This is a genomic window from Labrys sp. F242, from assembly GCF_057813875.1.
The window spans coordinates 1,437,067-1,452,301 of sequence record NZ_JBVASG010000001.1; the positions used below are offsets into that span (position 1 = coordinate 1,437,067).

The 15,235-nt window shown below is 64.2% G+C and carries 17 protein-coding genes; 9 read left to right on the forward strand and 8 right to left on the reverse strand.

Annotated features, from left to right (window positions below):
- Nucleotides 1–44 precede the first annotated feature (44 nt).
- Nucleotides 45–1,073 carry a zinc-dependent alcohol dehydrogenase family protein gene (locus ACZYTC_RS06695; RefSeq protein WP_488989158.1) on the forward strand — a complete coding sequence of 343 codons (1,029 nt, stop codon included), beginning with the start codon at nt 45–47 and terminating at the stop codon, nt 1,071–1,073.
- Between the two features lie 28 nt (nt 1,074–1,101).
- Here ACZYTC_RS06695 and ACZYTC_RS06700 read toward each other — a convergent pair whose 3' ends face one another.
- Complete coding sequence (locus ACZYTC_RS06700) at nt 1,102–1,704, reverse strand: NUDIX hydrolase (RefSeq protein WP_441773497.1); 603 nt, start codon at nt 1,702–1,704, stop codon at nt 1,102–1,104.
- A 101-nt stretch (nt 1,705–1,805) separates the two neighbouring features.
- Here ACZYTC_RS06700 and ACZYTC_RS06705 point away from each other — a divergent pair, with 101 nt between their 5' ends.
- On the forward strand, nt 1,806–2,561 hold the full coding sequence (locus ACZYTC_RS06705; RefSeq protein WP_488989159.1) for a DeoR/GlpR family DNA-binding transcription regulator: 756 nt from the start codon (nt 1,806–1,808) through the stop codon (nt 2,559–2,561).
- 71 nt (nt 2,562–2,632) lie between these two features.
- Entirely contained in the window at nt 2,633–3,046 is a 414-nt protein-coding gene (locus tag ACZYTC_RS06710; protein WP_434956818.1) for a cytidine deaminase, read from the forward strand.
- A gap of 63 nt (nt 3,047–3,109) precedes the next feature.
- Here ACZYTC_RS06710 and radC read toward each other — a convergent pair whose 3' ends face one another.
- The 3 genes from radC to ACZYTC_RS06725 form a co-directional block, all read right to left on the reverse strand.
- A complete protein-coding gene (gene radC, locus ACZYTC_RS06715; RefSeq protein ID WP_434956817.1) occupies nt 3,110–3,865 on the reverse strand; it encodes a RadC family protein in 756 nt (251 codons plus the stop codon).
- A gap of 17 nt (nt 3,866–3,882) precedes the next feature.
- Nucleotides 3,883–4,713, reverse strand: coding sequence for a type I methionyl aminopeptidase (gene map, locus ACZYTC_RS06720; protein WP_434956816.1), 831 nt, complete (start codon nt 4,711–4,713; stop codon nt 3,883–3,885).
- A 109-nt stretch (nt 4,714–4,822) separates the two neighbouring features.
- Entirely contained in the window at nt 4,823–5,386 is a 564-nt protein-coding gene (locus tag ACZYTC_RS06725; protein WP_434956815.1) for a TetR/AcrR family transcriptional regulator, read from the reverse strand.
- Nucleotides 5,387–5,560: 174 nt separating this feature from the next.
- Between ACZYTC_RS06725 and ACZYTC_RS06730 the strand changes: the two genes are divergently transcribed.
- Together ACZYTC_RS06730 and ACZYTC_RS06735 are read left to right on the forward strand one after the other, a co-directional pair.
- On the forward strand, nt 5,561–6,409 hold the full coding sequence (locus ACZYTC_RS06730) for an NAD(P)H-binding protein (RefSeq protein ID WP_434956814.1): 849 nt from the start codon (nt 5,561–5,563) through the stop codon (nt 6,407–6,409).
- Nucleotides 6,402–6,896: an anthrone oxygenase family protein gene (locus tag ACZYTC_RS06735; protein WP_488989160.1), complete on the forward strand. Its 495-nt coding sequence runs from the start codon at nt 6,402–6,404 to the stop codon at nt 6,894–6,896. The genes ACZYTC_RS06730 and ACZYTC_RS06735 overlap by 8 nt, the downstream gene beginning before the upstream one ends.
- Before the next feature lie 54 nt (nt 6,897–6,950).
- On the opposite strand, the gene ACZYTC_RS06740 is transcribed toward ACZYTC_RS06735, so the two are convergent.
- The gene (locus ACZYTC_RS06740) at nt 6,951–7,571 is read right to left on the reverse strand and encodes a 2OG-Fe(II) oxygenase family protein (protein ID WP_488989161.1); all 621 of its coding nucleotides are present in this window, start codon (nt 7,569–7,571) and stop codon (nt 6,951–6,953) included.
- A 358-nt stretch (nt 7,572–7,929) separates the two neighbouring features.
- Here ACZYTC_RS06740 and ACZYTC_RS06745 point away from each other — a divergent pair, with 358 nt between their 5' ends.
- The 3 genes from ACZYTC_RS06745 (at nt 7,930) to gpt (ending at nt 10,610) form a co-directional block, all read left to right on the forward strand.
- Nucleotides 7,930–9,060, forward strand: a complete 1,131-nt coding sequence (locus tag ACZYTC_RS06745; protein ID WP_488989162.1) for an Mrp/NBP35 family ATP-binding protein — start codon at nt 7,930–7,932, stop codon at nt 9,058–9,060.
- Nucleotides 9,061–9,113: 53 nt separating this feature from the next.
- Entirely contained in the window at nt 9,114–9,884 is a 771-nt protein-coding gene (locus tag ACZYTC_RS06750) for a competence/damage-inducible protein A (RefSeq protein ID WP_434956810.1), read from the forward strand.
- 225 nt (nt 9,885–10,109) lie between these two features.
- The gene (gene gpt, locus ACZYTC_RS06755) at nt 10,110–10,610 is read left to right on the forward strand and encodes a xanthine phosphoribosyltransferase (RefSeq protein ID WP_434956809.1); all 501 of its coding nucleotides are present in this window, start codon (nt 10,110–10,112) and stop codon (nt 10,608–10,610) included.
- A 46-nt stretch (nt 10,611–10,656) separates the two neighbouring features.
- Here the strand turns inward: gpt and ACZYTC_RS06760 are convergent, their stop codons facing one another.
- Nucleotides 10,657–12,465, reverse strand: a complete 1,809-nt coding sequence (locus ACZYTC_RS06760) for a glycosyltransferase (protein WP_488989163.1) — start codon at nt 12,463–12,465, stop codon at nt 10,657–10,659.
- Between the two features lie 346 nt (nt 12,466–12,811).
- Here ACZYTC_RS06760 and ACZYTC_RS06765 point away from each other — a divergent pair, with 346 nt between their 5' ends.
- Nucleotides 12,812–13,009 (forward strand): hypothetical protein, encoded by a 198-nt coding sequence (locus tag ACZYTC_RS06765; RefSeq protein ID WP_434956807.1) that lies wholly within the window; start codon nt 12,812–12,814, stop codon nt 13,007–13,009.
- A 21-nt stretch (nt 13,010–13,030) separates the two neighbouring features.
- On the opposite strand, the gene ACZYTC_RS06770 is transcribed toward ACZYTC_RS06765, so the two are convergent.
- Together ACZYTC_RS06770 and pdxA are read right to left on the reverse strand one after the other, a co-directional pair.
- Nucleotides 13,031–14,038, reverse strand: a complete 1,008-nt coding sequence (locus ACZYTC_RS06770; protein WP_488989164.1) for a cupin domain-containing protein — start codon at nt 14,036–14,038, stop codon at nt 13,031–13,033.
- A gap of 80 nt (nt 14,039–14,118) precedes the next feature.
- Nucleotides 14,119–15,114, reverse strand: coding sequence for a 4-hydroxythreonine-4-phosphate dehydrogenase PdxA (pdxA, locus tag ACZYTC_RS06775; RefSeq protein ID WP_488989984.1), 996 nt, complete (start codon nt 15,112–15,114; stop codon nt 14,119–14,121).
- Nucleotides 15,115–15,235: the final 121 nt, after the last annotated feature.

Below are 15,235 nucleotides of genomic sequence, written 5' to 3' on the forward strand. Positions count from 1 at the left end.
ATTCAACATTACTGTGCCGCTCCCACATCCGATGGAGAATGGCGATGACGGAGCAGATGAAACGGTGGTCCATGAATGCGATCGGGCGCGATCGGCTCGTGTTCGAGCAAGTGCCGAAGCCCCGGCCAGGGCCGGGCGAAGTCCTGGTCAAGGTGACCGCCGTTTCCCTGAACTACCGCGACAAGCTGGTGATCGAGACCGGTTTCGGCCAGCCTCTGGCCTTCCCCTTCACCCCGGCATCGGACATGGCGGGTATCGTCGAGGCGATTGGAGAGGCAAGCACGCGATTCAAACCGGGCGACCGGGTGATCTCCACCTTCATTCCCGGCTGGATCGACGGGCTGAACGATGGTACGGCCCGCGTGCCGCCCTACCGCACCTTGGGCGGCATGCGGCCCGGCGTTCTTGCGGACTATGTCGCTTTTCCGGAAGACTGGTTCACCCTTGCGCCAGCCACGCTCGACGATGCCGCTGCGAGTACCTTGCCGGTGGCGGGGCTGACGGCCTGGTTCGCGCTGGTGGAGCGCGGGACGCCTCTGGCCGGCAAGACCGTGCTGGTGCAAGGCACCGGCGGGGTTTCGCTGTTCGGGCTGCAGATCGCCAAGGCCGCGGGGGCCAGGGTGATCGTCACGTCCGGCAGTGCCGACAAGCTGGCGCGGGCCCGGGAACTCGGCGCCGACCATGGCATCGATCGCAGCCGCGAAAACTGGGTTGAGGCCACCCATCGCCTGACGGGCGATCGTGGAGCCGATCACATCCTGGAAATTGCAGGGGGCGCCAACCTGGGGCAGTCCGTGCAGGCGGCGGCGATGGGAGGGCGCATCTCCGTCATCGGCGTGCTGGAAGGCATCGAGGTCTCAGCGCCGGTGGTTCCCCTGATGCTCAAGGGCCTGACGGTCCAGGGCATCGGCGTCGGTCATCGCCGGGCCCAGGAGGATCTGGTGCGTGCCGTCGACGCGCTCGGCCTCGAACCCGTCATCGACAGGCGCTACGGCTTCGCCGAACTTCCGGCCGCGCTCGATCATCTTGATCGAGGCGCCTTCGGCAAGATCGTGATCGAGACGGCACGATAGTTGAGGCGAGCCCGACCGGGGCGAGGCGTCACGCCGCGGCGGCCGCCGTCTTGCCGAAGAGATGCAAGGCGGCATGGTAGAGCAGCATGATGGTCTTGCCGTCCCGGATCTCGCCGCGTGCAACCATCGCCAGGGCCTCGTCGATGTCGAGTTCGAGGAGATCGATGTCCTCGCCTTCCTCCGCCTGGCCGCCGCCGGCGCCGACACGGTCGCCGGGGCTGTAGGGCGCGACGAAGAAATAGAGCTTCTCGGTCACGGAGCCCGGGCTCATATAGGCCTCCATCACACGCCGGACTTCGTGAATCCGGAAACCGGTTTCCTCTTCGGTCTCAGCCCGTATACGTTCCTCCGGACCTGCATTGTCGAGCAGGCCGGCCGGGGCTTCGATCAGGAGATCGTCGCAGCCATTGACGAAGGCCGGATAGCGGAACTGACGCGTGAGAATGACGGTGCGCCGCAAGGGATCGTAAAGCAGGATGGTGGCGCCATTGCCGCGATCATAGGTCTCCCGGCTCTGCCTTTGCCAGCTCCCATCACCGCGACGATAGAGAAACGTCGTCTTCTTCAGGACATACCAGTTGTCGGAGAGGAGTTCGACATCCTCGACCCGCACCCGATCCGCCAAGCTCATGGAAGCCTCTCTGCACGAAATATCGTGAATTTTCTTGAGTGGGCCTTAAATTTCGTGCAATTTCGTGCATAGTCAAGAAAATTCGTGAGGCGGACGGCGTCATGCTCACAAGCGAGCGCAAGGCTTACATTCTCGAGGTTCTCTGCCGGGACGGGCGCGTCGTCGCCAAGACGGTCAGCCGGGAGCTCGACCTGTCCGAGGATACCATCCGCCGGGATCTGCGCGAATTGGCGGGCGAGGGGCTGCTGCAGCGTGTCCATGGCGGCGCGCTGCCGGCTTCGCCGGCCATGGGTGATCTCGCTCAGCGCCGCGACGTCTCGGCGGCTGGCAAGATCGCCATCGGCCGCGCGGCTGCGCGCCTGGTGCGTCCGGGACAGGTCGTCATGCTCGACGGCGGTACCACGGCGGTGCAGCTTGCGCGTCATCTCGACCCCAACCTCAGGGCCATGGTGGTGACCCATAGTCCGAACGTCGCGGTGGAGCTGGCGGGGCATGCCGGCATCGAGGTGGAACTGATCGGCGGCCGGCTGTTCCGTCATTCCATGGTTGCCGTGGGGGCTGTCGCTGCCGAAGCGATCGCACGCATCCGGGCCGACATCTATTTCATGGGCGTGACGGGCATTCATGCCGAGATCGGCTTGACCACCGGCGACAGCGAGGAGGCCGCCATCAAGCGGGCGCTGCGCCGGCAGGCCGCGGAAACCGTCGTGCTGGCGTCTCGGGAGAAGCTCGGCGCTGCCTCGCCCTTCCATGTCGCGGCGATAGAGGAGATCGACGTCATGCTGGTGGAGGAAGATACGCCCGATCCGGCTGTCGAGCCTTTCCGCGCGCTCGGCGTTACCATCAATCGGGCATGATGCGCTATCGCCGGCTGGAATCGGTCATATTCTCCAACCATGGCCGGTACCGGTAAACAAAGCGAGGATTCATGGCTGTTCTGAACGTGGATGATACGGTGCTGATCGAAGCGGCCAGGGCGGCGATTGCTGCGCGCTACCGGCCGGATTGGCATGTCGTCGGGGCCGCCTTGCGCCTTCGCAGCGGCGAGATCGTCACGGGTGTTCATCTCGAAGCCAATGTGGGGCGTATCGCGGTTTGCGCCGAGGCGGTGGCGATCGGGCGGGCCGTCACCGAGATCGGCTCTTCCGATATCGAGGTGATCGTCGCGGTCTATCACAATCGCGATGGCTCGATGGAGATCGTCGCGCCCTGCGGCATGTGCCGCGAGATGATCTCGGACTATGCGCCGACGGCCGAGGTGATCGTGCCGGACGCCTCGGGGAGGGCGACGAAGGCCGCCATCGCATCGCTGCTCCCAGGCAAATATCGGCGCAGCGAATAGCTGGTGGCGTTTCCGGAAAGAGGCGCCTTCAGCCGCGGTCAATGCCCCCAATGAGAGCTGCGCTCAGAACAGGCGCTGCGCCTTCAGGCTGACATGGCCATCACGGCCGATGATGATGTGGTCATGCACCACGATGCCGAGGGGCCCGGCGACATCGGCGATGGTGCGCGTCATCGACACGTCGGCCGAGGAGGGCGAGGGATCGCCGGAGGGATGGTTGTGCACGAGGATCAGCGCTGTGGCCGAGAGTTCCAGCGCCCGCTTCACCACCTCGCGTGGGTATACGGGCGTGTGATTGACCGTGCCTCGTTGCTGGACTTCGTCGGCGATCAGGCCGTTCTTGGTGTCGAGGAAGAGGATGCGGAAGATTTCGCGCTCGGCGAAGGCCATGGTGCTGCGGCAATAATCGATGAGCGCTGCCGAGGTCGACAGCACCGGCCGTTTGGCGATGCCGCCTCTGGCGAGGCGATGGCCGGCCGCCTCGACGATCTTGAGATCGCCGGCTACGCCGTCGCTGACGCCATCGACCTCCTTGAGCCGGGCGATCGGCGCACCCAGGACCTCCGCCAGCGAGCCGAAGCGGGTGATCAGCGCCTTGGCGAGCGGTTTGACGTCCCGGCGCGGAATCGAGCGGAACAGTATGAGTTCGAGCAGTTCATAGTCGGGCAACCGGCCCTCGGCCTCGGCGAAGCGCTGCCGCAGCCTCTCGCGATGGCCATGATAATGCGGCTCCCCCGGTTCGCTGGCTGAGGGGAACAGGGCTGCCTCGCCCAAGCCGGGAAGCGGGGCGTCCGACAATGGCGAGCGCCCCTTCTTCATTCAGGCAGCCCTTTCATTCAGGCAGCCTTGGCGTAGGGCGGCTGATTCAACTCACCGGGGGAGAGAGTGAAGATCTCGACGCCGGTCTCGGTGACGCCGATGCTGTGCTCGAACTGGGCCGAGAGCGAGCGGTCACGCGTCACCGCGGTCCAGCCGTCATTGAGCACCTTCACATCCGGGCGGCCGAGATTGATCATCGGCTCCACCGTGAAGAACATGCCGGGCTTGAGCACCACGCCTTCGCCGCGCCGGCCGTAGTGGAGGATGTTGGGCTCGTCGTGGAACAGGCGGCCGAGACCGTGGCCGCAGAAATCGCGCACCACCGAGCAGCGCTCGGCTTCGGCATAGCTCTGGATGGCGTAGCCGATATCGCCGGTTGTCGCGCCCGGCTTGATGACGTTGATGCCGCGCATCATCGCTTCATAGGTGACCTCCATCAGCCGCTCGGCGCGGCGGGCGATGTCGCCGGCTGTATACATGCGGCTGGAGTCACCATGCCAGCCATCGAGCACCACGGTGTAGTCGATGTTGAGGATGACGCCATCCTGCAGCGGCTTGTCGTCTGGAATGCCGTGGCAGACCACATGGTTGAGCGAAATACAGCTCGACTTGCGATAGCCGCGATAGAACAAGGTGGCCGGATAGGCCTTATTGTCCATCGCGAATTCGAACAGCATCCGGTCGAGCTGATTAGTGGTGACGCCGGGCTTCACCGCGTCCACCATCAGGTCCAGCCCCTGCGCCGCAAGCCTGCCCGCCGCGCGCATGCCGGCAAAGGCCTCCGGGCCATGGATCTTGATCTGGCCGTTCTTGCGCTGGGGAGACAGTTCTGCGTCGATGAAGCTCATGAAACTACCTGATTAAACGTGTGCGATTCTTATGCCATCTGGGGATGCGGGCAGGAAAGAAAATTCTGAATACCGCATGGCTGCCTTGTGATCTGCCCGGAACCGGGACTTATTCCCGCAGCGGCGTGAGGATCTCGCGCAGTGTCATCCGGCGGAAGGCGGCGACGAGGGCAGCGCCTTCTTCTTCGTCCACCGAGACTGCCAGGCGCATCGTCGCCTCGCCGAGCTGCCAGATCAGGAAAGCCGTGGCGGCATAGCTCGCACCATCCGGTGCGCCATGGGCTCTGGCCATGGCGTCGGCCAGCATGCCGCCGCAGATGCGGCTTTCGGCGAGTTCCAGGGCCGCGAGCTGTTTGTCGGCCTGCGTGCCCGACCAGATGTCGCGCATCACCGGCTCGGCCCGGTAAATGTCGTAGTAGATGTCGATCAGCGAGCCATAGGCCGTTTCCAGCTCCGCCACCGATTGCACTTGTGTCAGGGCATCCTCGATGCAGCGGCGGCTCTCGGCGCTGCAGCGCTCGGCGAGGCTGCGGATGATGGCGCTCTTGTCGGGGAAGTATTGGTAGAGCGAGCCGATGGAGATGCCGGCCTGCTCGGCAACCTCGCCCATCTTCAACTGGTCGCTGCCGCGTGCCCCGATCATCGCCGTCGCCACCGCCAGAATCCTGTCCATGCGCTCGCGGCTGCGCTGCTGGACCGGCGCGCGTCGGGGAAGCGGTGCGGTGGTCGGTTGGTCGAGAGAGCCGGTCAGAGATCTTTTTGCGGGCATGGCTTGACAATAAAAATGTGAGGATTTATCACATTCTAAAATATGAGAATTACTCATGTTTATCAGCGGGAGGTCGAAATGGCAAATGAACATTGGTCCAGAGGTACGGTTCTGGTGTTGGGCGGCACGGGCAAGACGGGTCGCCGAGTCATCGACGGCTTGGAAAAGGCGGGGCGGTCCGTGCGCCTCGGCTCGCGCAAGGCGCAGCCGGCTTTCGATTGGGAAAGGCCGGAAGGCTGGGCCGCCGCCCTTGACGGTATCGCCGCGGTCTATGTCGCCTACCAGCCGGACCTAGCCTTGCCCGGCGCGGTGGCGGCGGTGAGCCGGTTCTTCGCCGAGGCCAAAGCCGCCGGCGTCGGCAAGATCGTGCTGCTGTCCGGGCGGGGCGAGCCGGAAGCCCAGGAAGCGGAAGAGGCACTGCAGGCCACGGATCTGGATTGGACGATCCTGCGTTGCAGCTGGTTCTTCCAGAATTTCAGCGAGAGTTTCTTCCTCGATGCCATCCAGGCCGGGGAGGTTGTCTTGCCCGATACGCTTGCGCCCGAGCCCTTCGTGGATGCCGACGACATCGCTGAAATCGCCGTAGCGGCCTTCGCCGATGCCAGGCATTCTCGCCAGCTCTACGAGATCACCGGTTCCGAAGCCCTGACCTTCGAGCAGGCCGTTGCAGCGATCGCCGAGGCAGCCGGACGCCGCATCGATTATGTGCCGGTGTCCCAGCAGGCTTACAGGGCCGGCCTGGTCGAGCAGGGCCTGCCGCCTGAGGTCATCGAACTCGTCACCTATCTGTTCGCTACCGTGCTCGATGGCCGCAACGAACCGATTGCCGATGGGGTCGAGCGCGCACTAAGCCGCCCGCCGCGCCGCTTTGCCGACTACGTCGCCCGCACCGCGGCCACCGGCATCTGGGGAGGAAACCATGCTTGAGCGCACCCTTTACGTCACCACCTTCATGGCTGCGGTCGGCAGCGGTCTGGTGGCGGGCATTTTCTTTGCCTTCTCCAATTTCGTCATGCCGGCCCTCGGGCGCGTGGCCCCGGCGAGCGGCATCGCGGCGATGCAGGCGATCAATGTCACCGTGATCAATCCCGGCTTCATGCTGGCCTTCATGGGCACGGCCGTGCTTTGCCTCGGTCTTGCCCTGGGCTCCTGGTTCTGGCTGGGGGAGTGGAGCGGCAAGCTGCTGCTCGCCGCCAGCCTGGTCTATCTCGTCGGCTGCGTCGGTGTGACCATGGCCTTGAACGTACCGCTTAACGACGCGCTGGCTGCGGCTCTGCCCGAGACGGCGCAGGCAAGTGAACTTTGGCAGCGCTTTTTGGTGGATTGGACGTTCTGGAACAGTGTCAGGACGGCGGCTTCCGCAGTGGCCATGATGCTCTTCACACTGGTCCTGATCAGCCGCAGCGCCAGCTGATATTTGGCGTGAATCTGCCCTTGGGGCGTAGCAGTCCGCCAGGGCAGGCTGTTGTCAACGTCCGAATATGCCTTTGAAGAACTGCGCCGCGCTGTTGCGCTTCTTCTTGCGCTCGAGTTCGCTGGCATCCTTCAGCCAGGTAATCTGGACAACGCGCCGCTCGCCGGCGAAAGGCTTGTGGCCGTGCCAGGAATTGGCGGCCCGGCGAAAACCGAAGCATGAGCCCATGACGGGTGATATTTCCGCCGTCATGTCGTCGAAGTCATCAGGCCCGTTCAGCACGCGCAGGCAACCACCATCGTCATCCCAGTCGTCGTTCATGTAGACGAGGAACGTGGCGAGCTTGCTTTCGCTGTCGGTGTGAATGCGGCCATCCTTCAGCTGCGAGAGCCGGCGGATCGTCGTCAGCCGGGGCAGGGGATCGAGATCGAGGCCGAGCTTGTCGGATAGGGACCTGGCCATCGCGCTGCTTGCGAGTTCCTCGACCAGATCCCGGAAGCTGCCCCGCAGCGCCAGGTCGGCGACGGTCAGAAAGCCGGGTTTGTCGATGGTTGGAAAATCCTGCCGCAGCGACGAGATCTTGTCTTTCCGGAGAAAACCCTCGCCGATGATGTGGCGGTAGGGCTTGTCATGGATTTCAGCATTGCGGATGACATCGAGGTCGATGACAGGCATCGCCGGTCACTCCTGGAATGCATGCGCCAGCTGGCAAAGCTTGCATGGCGCTGCCCGAGCGTCCCCCGACCCTGAACGGATATGACAGGCTTTAATGTCTCGCTGCCTCGTGTCGTGGTCAAGGTGCTTTTGGTTTATAGGCGCTCCTATAAAGCTTGCTGCCTGCCACATTCGTGACGGGGCTTGCGTTCGTGCCCTTGCTGCAATCTGTCCGATAGGAGAATCGTGCCGGCGCGCCCTATTATTCTGCGATCCAAGGCCGGCGGTGGTTGAATGCCGCGGCCGTGCTCCCCAATTTTGAGGGAATCTTCCGGGGCGGCTATGCCGCCACCTTCCCTTGCTTCGTGAGGATCCTTCCTTGTCCCTGACGCCAGCCGATGTCATTCGCGCCCTCGAACTCGTCAAGCTGCCGGCAAGCGGCCAATCGCTGCCCTCGACCGGCCGGCTGACTGAAATCCGCGTCGACGGCTCGAAAGTGATGTTTGCCATCGCCATCGATGCGACCGAGGCGCGGGCGATGGAGCCGGTGCGAGCGGCGGCGGAAAATGCGGTACGCGGCCTACCGGGCGTCACCAATGTGCTGGTCGGGCTGACGGCCGAACGGCCGGCCGGTGCCGCACGCCAGGAGCCGCCTGGCCCGCGGGCGCAGGCCGCGGCCCACAATGCGCCGCAGCAGCGGGCCCCGGTTCTGCCCGGCGTGAAGCGCGTCATTGCCGTCGCTTCCGGCAAGGGCGGTGTCGGCAAGTCGACGACCGCCTGCAATCTGGCCATCGCCCTGGCCGCGCAGGGGCTGAGCGTCGGGTTGCTCGATGCCGATATATTTGGACCGTCGGTTCCAAAACTCCTCGGCTTGACCGACAGGCCCGAACAGAATGCCGACAAGAAGATCATTCCGCTCGAGGCCTATGGCGTGAAGGCGATGTCGATCGGCTTCCTGGTCGATCAGGAGACCGCGATGATCTGGCGCGGCGCTATGGTGCAGTCGGCGCTCACGACGCTTCTGCGTGATGTCCTCTGGGGCGAACTCGACGTCATGGTGGTCGACATGCCGCCGGGCACCGGCGATGCGCAGCTCACCATGGCGCAGAACACGCCGCTGGCTGGCGCTGTGATCGTCTCGACGCCCCAGGATCTGGCCCTGATAGACGCCCGTCGCGGCGTCGGCATGTTCCAGAAGGTGAATGTCCCGATCCTCGGCATCATCGAGAACATGTCCACCTTCTCCTGCCCCAATTGCGGCCATGTCAGCCATCTCTTCGGTCATGGCGGAGCGCGGCGTGAGGCCGAGAAACTCGGCGTGCCCTTCCTCGGCGAATTGCCTTTGTCCATGGAAGTGCGCGAGCGCTCGGATGCCGGCAGACCGGTGACCGCCACTTTGCCGGACAGCCTGGAAGCCGGCATCTATCGCCGCATCGCGGCGCAGGTTTGGGCTGGTCTGTCGGGGGAAGGTGTTGATCAACGCCTTCAGCCGCGTATTGTCATCGAGTGACGGTCGGCCACCTTCCGCCGACACTCGACAGCGACATCATTCGGAAATGCCCTATGGAAACGCTCTCTGCAAATCCCGAGCAAGTCGCTCCGGTATCCGTGACGGCCGCCATCCTCGTCGTCGGTGATGAGATTTTGTCGGGCCGGACCAAGGACAAGAATATCGGCTACATCTCCGAATTCCTCACCGGAGCCGGCGTGGACGTGAAAGAGGTGCGTGTCGTTCCCGACGAGGAGGACCGCATCGTCGAGGCCGTCAACGCCCTGCGCGCGCGCTATGACTATGTGCTGTCGACGGGCGGCATCGGGCCGACACATGATGATATCACAGCCGATTCCGTCGCCAAGGCCTTCGACGTCGGCATCGAGATCGACCAGCGCGCCGTCGAAGTGATGACCCGGCATTATGGCGGCGCCGTGAACCTGACACCGGCCCGCCTGCGCATGGCGCGCATTCCCGCTGGGGCCGAACTCGTCGACAATCCGGTCTCCGCTGCGCCGGGCTTCATGCTGGGCAATGTCATCGTGATGGCGGGCGTGCCCAACATCATGCAGCGCATGCTCGACAATGCGATTTTGAAGATGCGCACGGGAGCCGTCACGCTATCGGACAGCGTTTCGCCGGGGCCGGGGATCGGCGAGGGCGCGGTCGCCGAGCCACTCGCGGCGATCGCGCAGGCCCATCCCGAGGTCTCGATCGGCTCCTATCCCTCCTTCGGCCCGGCCGGCTTTCAGACCCAGCTGGTGATCCGGGGCAAGGACGCGGCCAAGGTCGCCGCTGCCAAGGCCGACATCGAGGCGATGGTCGCCACCATCAAACGCTGAGGACGGGGCGCCTTCATCGGTCGCAAAATGGCGTGGAAGGGCTAATTCGGGGCTTGATCCGTTCGATTTCGCCGCTATGAAGAGCGACCCGCGAACCAGCAGACTATGGCTCGTGGGATCCTTGATCCCATGAGCCATAGTCTGCTGGACTTTTAACATTTGCAAAATTCACCAGCTTCATCCACCCGTGGATGAAGCTGGTGAATTTCTGCTAGGGACCGGATCATGAACTCGCCCAAGCCGGACAAGGCCTTCCCCGTATCCTGGGATCAGTTCCACCGCGATGCGCGTGCGCTTGCCTGGCGATTGTCCGGCAGCGGCCCCTTCAATGCGATCGTCTGTATCACGCGAGGCGGCCTCGTTCCGGCAGCGATCATTTCGCGCGAGCTTGGCATCCGCCTGATCGAGACCGTCTGCATTGCCAGCTATCACGACTACAAGACCCAGAGCGGCCTGCAGGTACTCAAGGATGTCGACGAGAAGCTGGCCGCCAATGGCGGCGAAGGCATCCTGGTGGTCGATGATCTCGTCGACACCGGCTCGACCGCCAAGGTGGTGCGCGACCGCCTGCCTAAGGCGCATTTCGCCACCGTCTATGCCAAGCCGCTCGGCCGCCCGCTGGTCGATACCTTTGTCACCGAGGTGAGCCAGGATACCTGGATCTATTTCCCGTGGGACATGGGCCTGGCCTTCCAGCCGCCGATCGCCCAGGGCTCCGAGGGGTGATATCGGCAGGCACTGAAAGCGCGGTATTGAAACCAACTCTACGTCGTTAGCCCGGCTGCGCGAGGCGCAGCCGTTCCACTTCCTCCCAACAGGTCCGGATGATCGGCTCGGCGCTCGGGCCGACATGCTCGCGGAAATGAGCCAGCATCCCGTCCATCGGCAAGCCAAGCTCGTCGAAGCCGATCATGTAGTTGCGGATGCGGTCGTGCCAACTGATCGTATAGGGTGCGCCCATGGGGCGGTCGAAGCGATGGATCCAGCGCAGAAAGGGCAGGCACAAGGTGCGCCCGCCCGCTTGGCGGAATTTCTCGTGGATATAGCCTTCCTCGCCGCCAAAACCGCGGAAAAGCTTGTTGTAACCCGGCCAGGCTGCGCGGCGGCAGGCATAGAGGCCCAGGCCTTGCATCGGAACGTCAAAGGGCGGCGCCTCGGGATCCCTGCCTGCGGGGTCGAGCGCCCAGGTGCCATACATGCCGCCGGACCATTCCCCCGTCCAATGGGTGGAAAGGGTGACGAGGTCGTCGCTGACGAGCGGCCCCTGCAACAGGTCGTTGCTGCCGGGATGCTCCTCGAAATAGCGCAGGAGCCTGGCCAATGCCCCCTGCACCAGCAGGACGTGGCAGTCCAGGCAGACGACATGCTCGCCGGCGGCTTCCTGCATCACGAAATCACGCACGGCGGTGCCAATGCTCTCCGCCACCGGAATGTAGCGAAACCCGCCTGACCCCTTGGCAAGACGGCGAAGGGCATCGCCGCAGATCCCGTTCGGATTGTTGTCGACCACCAGGAATTCGAGGTCGTCGGCGATCTCGGGATGATAGAGCCGCAGGGCCTGCAGCGTGAAATAGACCCCGTCATAATCGTCGAACGTCGCCATGCCGATGCTCAGGCGCTTGCGCGGTCTGGCGATGGCCGGTTGGGAGAAGAACCAGTCGCCGGCCGGGCGTACCGTCACTGCCGCTGCGGTGTCCAGTTGCTGGCGCGCCTCGATCCTGTGCTGACGGGCCGTGTTCGCTACCGGCAGGTCGGCATCGAACCTGCGGCGCAGGAAGCTGTCGAGCCAGTCGCCAGGCTGGCCGAAGCGCGCTTTGACGACCGGGATCTGCCGGGCGAAGTCGGTGAGCTTGGCCTCGATCGCGGCCGACATCCGCTGGTCCGGATGCTGGGAGAGTTCGAGAAAGAAGCGCCGCCTGTCTAAGGAAACCGTCTGCAGGTCGGGTTCGGCGCCCTCATGGCGCTGCGGCACCAGGACGAGGGCGCAGGGCCATTCGGCCGCGTGGTCCCCGGCCAGGGCCTCTGGCTTGATCACGGCGCCTGCCTGGGTGAGCGAGGCGTAGGCATCGATAAGGGCCGGAGAGGACAGGATGCGGGCCGACACCTGCGCATGGGGCGCGAGGGCGAGCGCGCCCGGCCTGACAGATGTCTCCGCGTCCCCGAGGCAGACGAGATCGTCGGCGAGGAACTGGAAGCCTTTTTCGACCAGCCAGGCGGCAAGACTGGTCTTACCGCAGCCGGGAGGCCCGGCAATCAGCACGACCTTGCCGTCATAAGCCACCGCTGCAGCGCGCAGAACCGGCCGGATGGAGGCCGTCGCCACCACGCGGCCGATCTCGTCGAGCAGGGGATGCAGGGCATCCGGCCAGAACAGCTCTCTCCAGACCAGGGTGCCGTCACGATAGAGCTCGAACCGGCTCGAATCCTGGCGGTACAGGCGCAACGTCGCAGATGGAGGTCCCGGTTGGCTATCACCGGCGACATGCCAGAAATAGGGCCAGATCGCTTCGTCCAGATCTTCAGGATAGATCAGCGCAAGGTCGATGCCGCAAAGCGTGATCGAGAGAGTGGTTTCGCTCATCCCTTGTCCCGTTTCGTCTTCATTATCGGTGCCGACCGCCGAGGCAATGACGATCTTTCCACAAGGATGCAGAGCACGAGCGGGCGAAGCCTTGCAAGGTCTGGACCGGGTCGGCCGAGCTCTTTAATGGGTCGGGACACAAGGGAGGCCACAGCTTGATCGGGCTGCCGCTCTGCCGCGTGCCGCTGTTCCCGAGTGGAGCGAGAGCCGTATCGGCGCCTGCCTCCCTCGCTTTCGAGCCAGGGTGGCCGTGGACCTTGGAATAAGAACAATTCAAGAACAAATTCCTGGCCATCGCCGAGCTTCCCGGTTAATTTCCGGCGGATTCGAAGGATGGGAGGCAAGGATGGCGATCGATCCGAAAATACTCTTCGCGGACGAGGTCGTGCCGGCGACGGCCGAGGAAGCGGCGGCCCTGGACGGCATCATCCGCGATTGCGACGGCGATCCCTACAAGGCGGCGCTGACCTTGTATCGCCTGTTCACCCTGCAATCCGCGATCGTGGAGGCGAGGGGACGGCCGGCGGAGGGGAGCGGGGATTGAACGTCGCGGTCGGGCACGGCTTCAGGCCCGGTTGCGTGGCGGCTCGATCAGCACGATCTGGCATTCTGCGGTCAGCGCTTCCGGGCAATGTTCGACCCCGTGCGGCACGATGATGAAATCGCCTTCCTCGACGACTTCATCGCGGTCTCGGAAGCGCATGAGCAGGCGGCCCTTGTGCACCAGCAGGAAGGCGTCCTCCCTGGCGTTGAAATGCCAGCCGGATTCGGCCTCGACTTTGGCGAGCTTGACCTCGATGTCGTTGATCCGCCCGGCAATCCTGGGTGAAGCGGTGCCCGCAAAGGCGCCGAAGGCGGATGCCAGGCTCTGCTTGTGATAGGGGGACAAATGGTTGTTGATCTCGGCCACGTCCCGCATGATGGCGGCAAGCTGGCTTGCCACATCCTTGCCGTCGGCCGGGTAGCGGCCGTCGAGCGCGGCGGTTCCGATGGTGAAGCCCATGCCGCCCGCCTCCTTCACCGCCGCGATCTGCCTGGGCGTCTCGATGGATCCGGCCATGTAGATGGGCTTGGAAACCGCGGCGCATACGGCCTTCATCAGCGCAGGCACGTCTTCCTTCGAACGATAGGCAAGCAGATCGAGGCCGTGCACGCCTTCATGGGCCGCGAGCTTGCGGGCACTGGCGACGATTTCCTCGATGCTGCCTTCGAGCACGCTGGGATGGCCGCTGATGCGGCCGGGGAAGGGGCAATAGCGGATGGACGTGCCCCTGATGATCGCCGACACCTCCTCGACATGCGTGCCGCCAAGCAGGATATCGACGCCGATCTCGAGGGCTGCCCGGGCGGAGGCCAGTTCACTGTCGCGATCGAGCGAGACCACTTCGAGATAGGAGGTCGCGCCTCCCAGCCGGATCGCCCGGCTGAGATCCTTGAGCCGCTCGATCGGCAGGCCGATATCCTTGAAGCCGATATGGCGGATCCCGAGCTTCAGCGCCGTTTGAAGCTGCGTGGCGGCATCTTCGACCGTCTGGTCGTTGCGGGTGAGCATGAAGATGAAGCGAAGACCCATCAGGAGACCCTCTCGTAGTGTTTTCAAGAAAAGTTGATAGACTTTTCGATTAAGAAAACGCGCCAAAACAAAGAGTTATATTAAAGTTCAATTTGAGGAAAACACACTTGCCCTCGTTCAGTATCGGCTTTGGCCTCGATGAGGCGCCGGGCATAGGCAATGGCGGTCATCAGGCTCGCGGGATCCGCAATGCCCTGTCCGGCGATATCGAACGCCGTGCCATGATCGGGGCTGGTGCGGATGAAAGGCAAGCCGAGCGTGATGTTCACGCCCCTGTCCAGCCCGAGATATTTGATCGGAATGAGGCCCTGGTCGTGATATTGGGCGACCACGACGTCGAACCGGCCTTGCCGGGCCTGAAGAAACACGGTGTCGCCGGGCCAGGGACCGCTGGCGTCGATACCCTCGCGGCGCGCCGCTGCGATGGCCGGCGCGATGATCTCGATTTCCTCGGTGCCGAACAGGCCGCCTTCACCGGCGTGCGGGTTGAGGCCGGCAACGGCGATGCGCGGCACCGGGATGCCGAGCGCCCGCCCGCCTTCACGCGCAAAGCGGATCGCTGCCATCTGGGCCGCGAAATCGGCCTGTTCGATCGCTAGGCGCAATGCGGTGTGAATGGTGACGAGAACTGTCCGGATTTCATCATTGGCCAGCATCATCGCCACCCGCGTGGCTCCGCCATGGGCGGCGAGGATCTCGGTGTGGCCTGGGTAGGACAGGCCCGCGGCCGCCATCGCCTCCTTGTTGATCGGAGCCGTGACGATGCCTTTGACCGTGCCCGCCTTGGCGGCGTCAATGGCCGTCAGCAGCGCATCGAAGGCTGCCTTGCCGCAGGCTGGGCTGATCCGGCCGAGGGGCGGCGGCTCGCGAATATCGCAGGCGTCGACGACATCGATGACGCCGGCGCGAAAGTGAGCCTCCTCCGGCCCGGCAACCTTATGAACCTGCAGCGTCAGGCCGAGGCGGGCCACGACGTCGGCCATCACGCGCGCGCTGCCATAGACGACGGAGGGCCCGCAGCCTGCGGTAAACGCCTTGGCGATGATCTCCGGTCCGATGCCGGCGGCATCGCCCATGGTGATGGAGAGCGGCGAGGGGGCCGCAGCGGGGACGGTGCCGGACTGCTCTCTGCCGGGAAGGCTCGCGATTTCAGAAGGAACGGTTTGCATGGCCTGATTATCGAGGAAATGGAGCCCA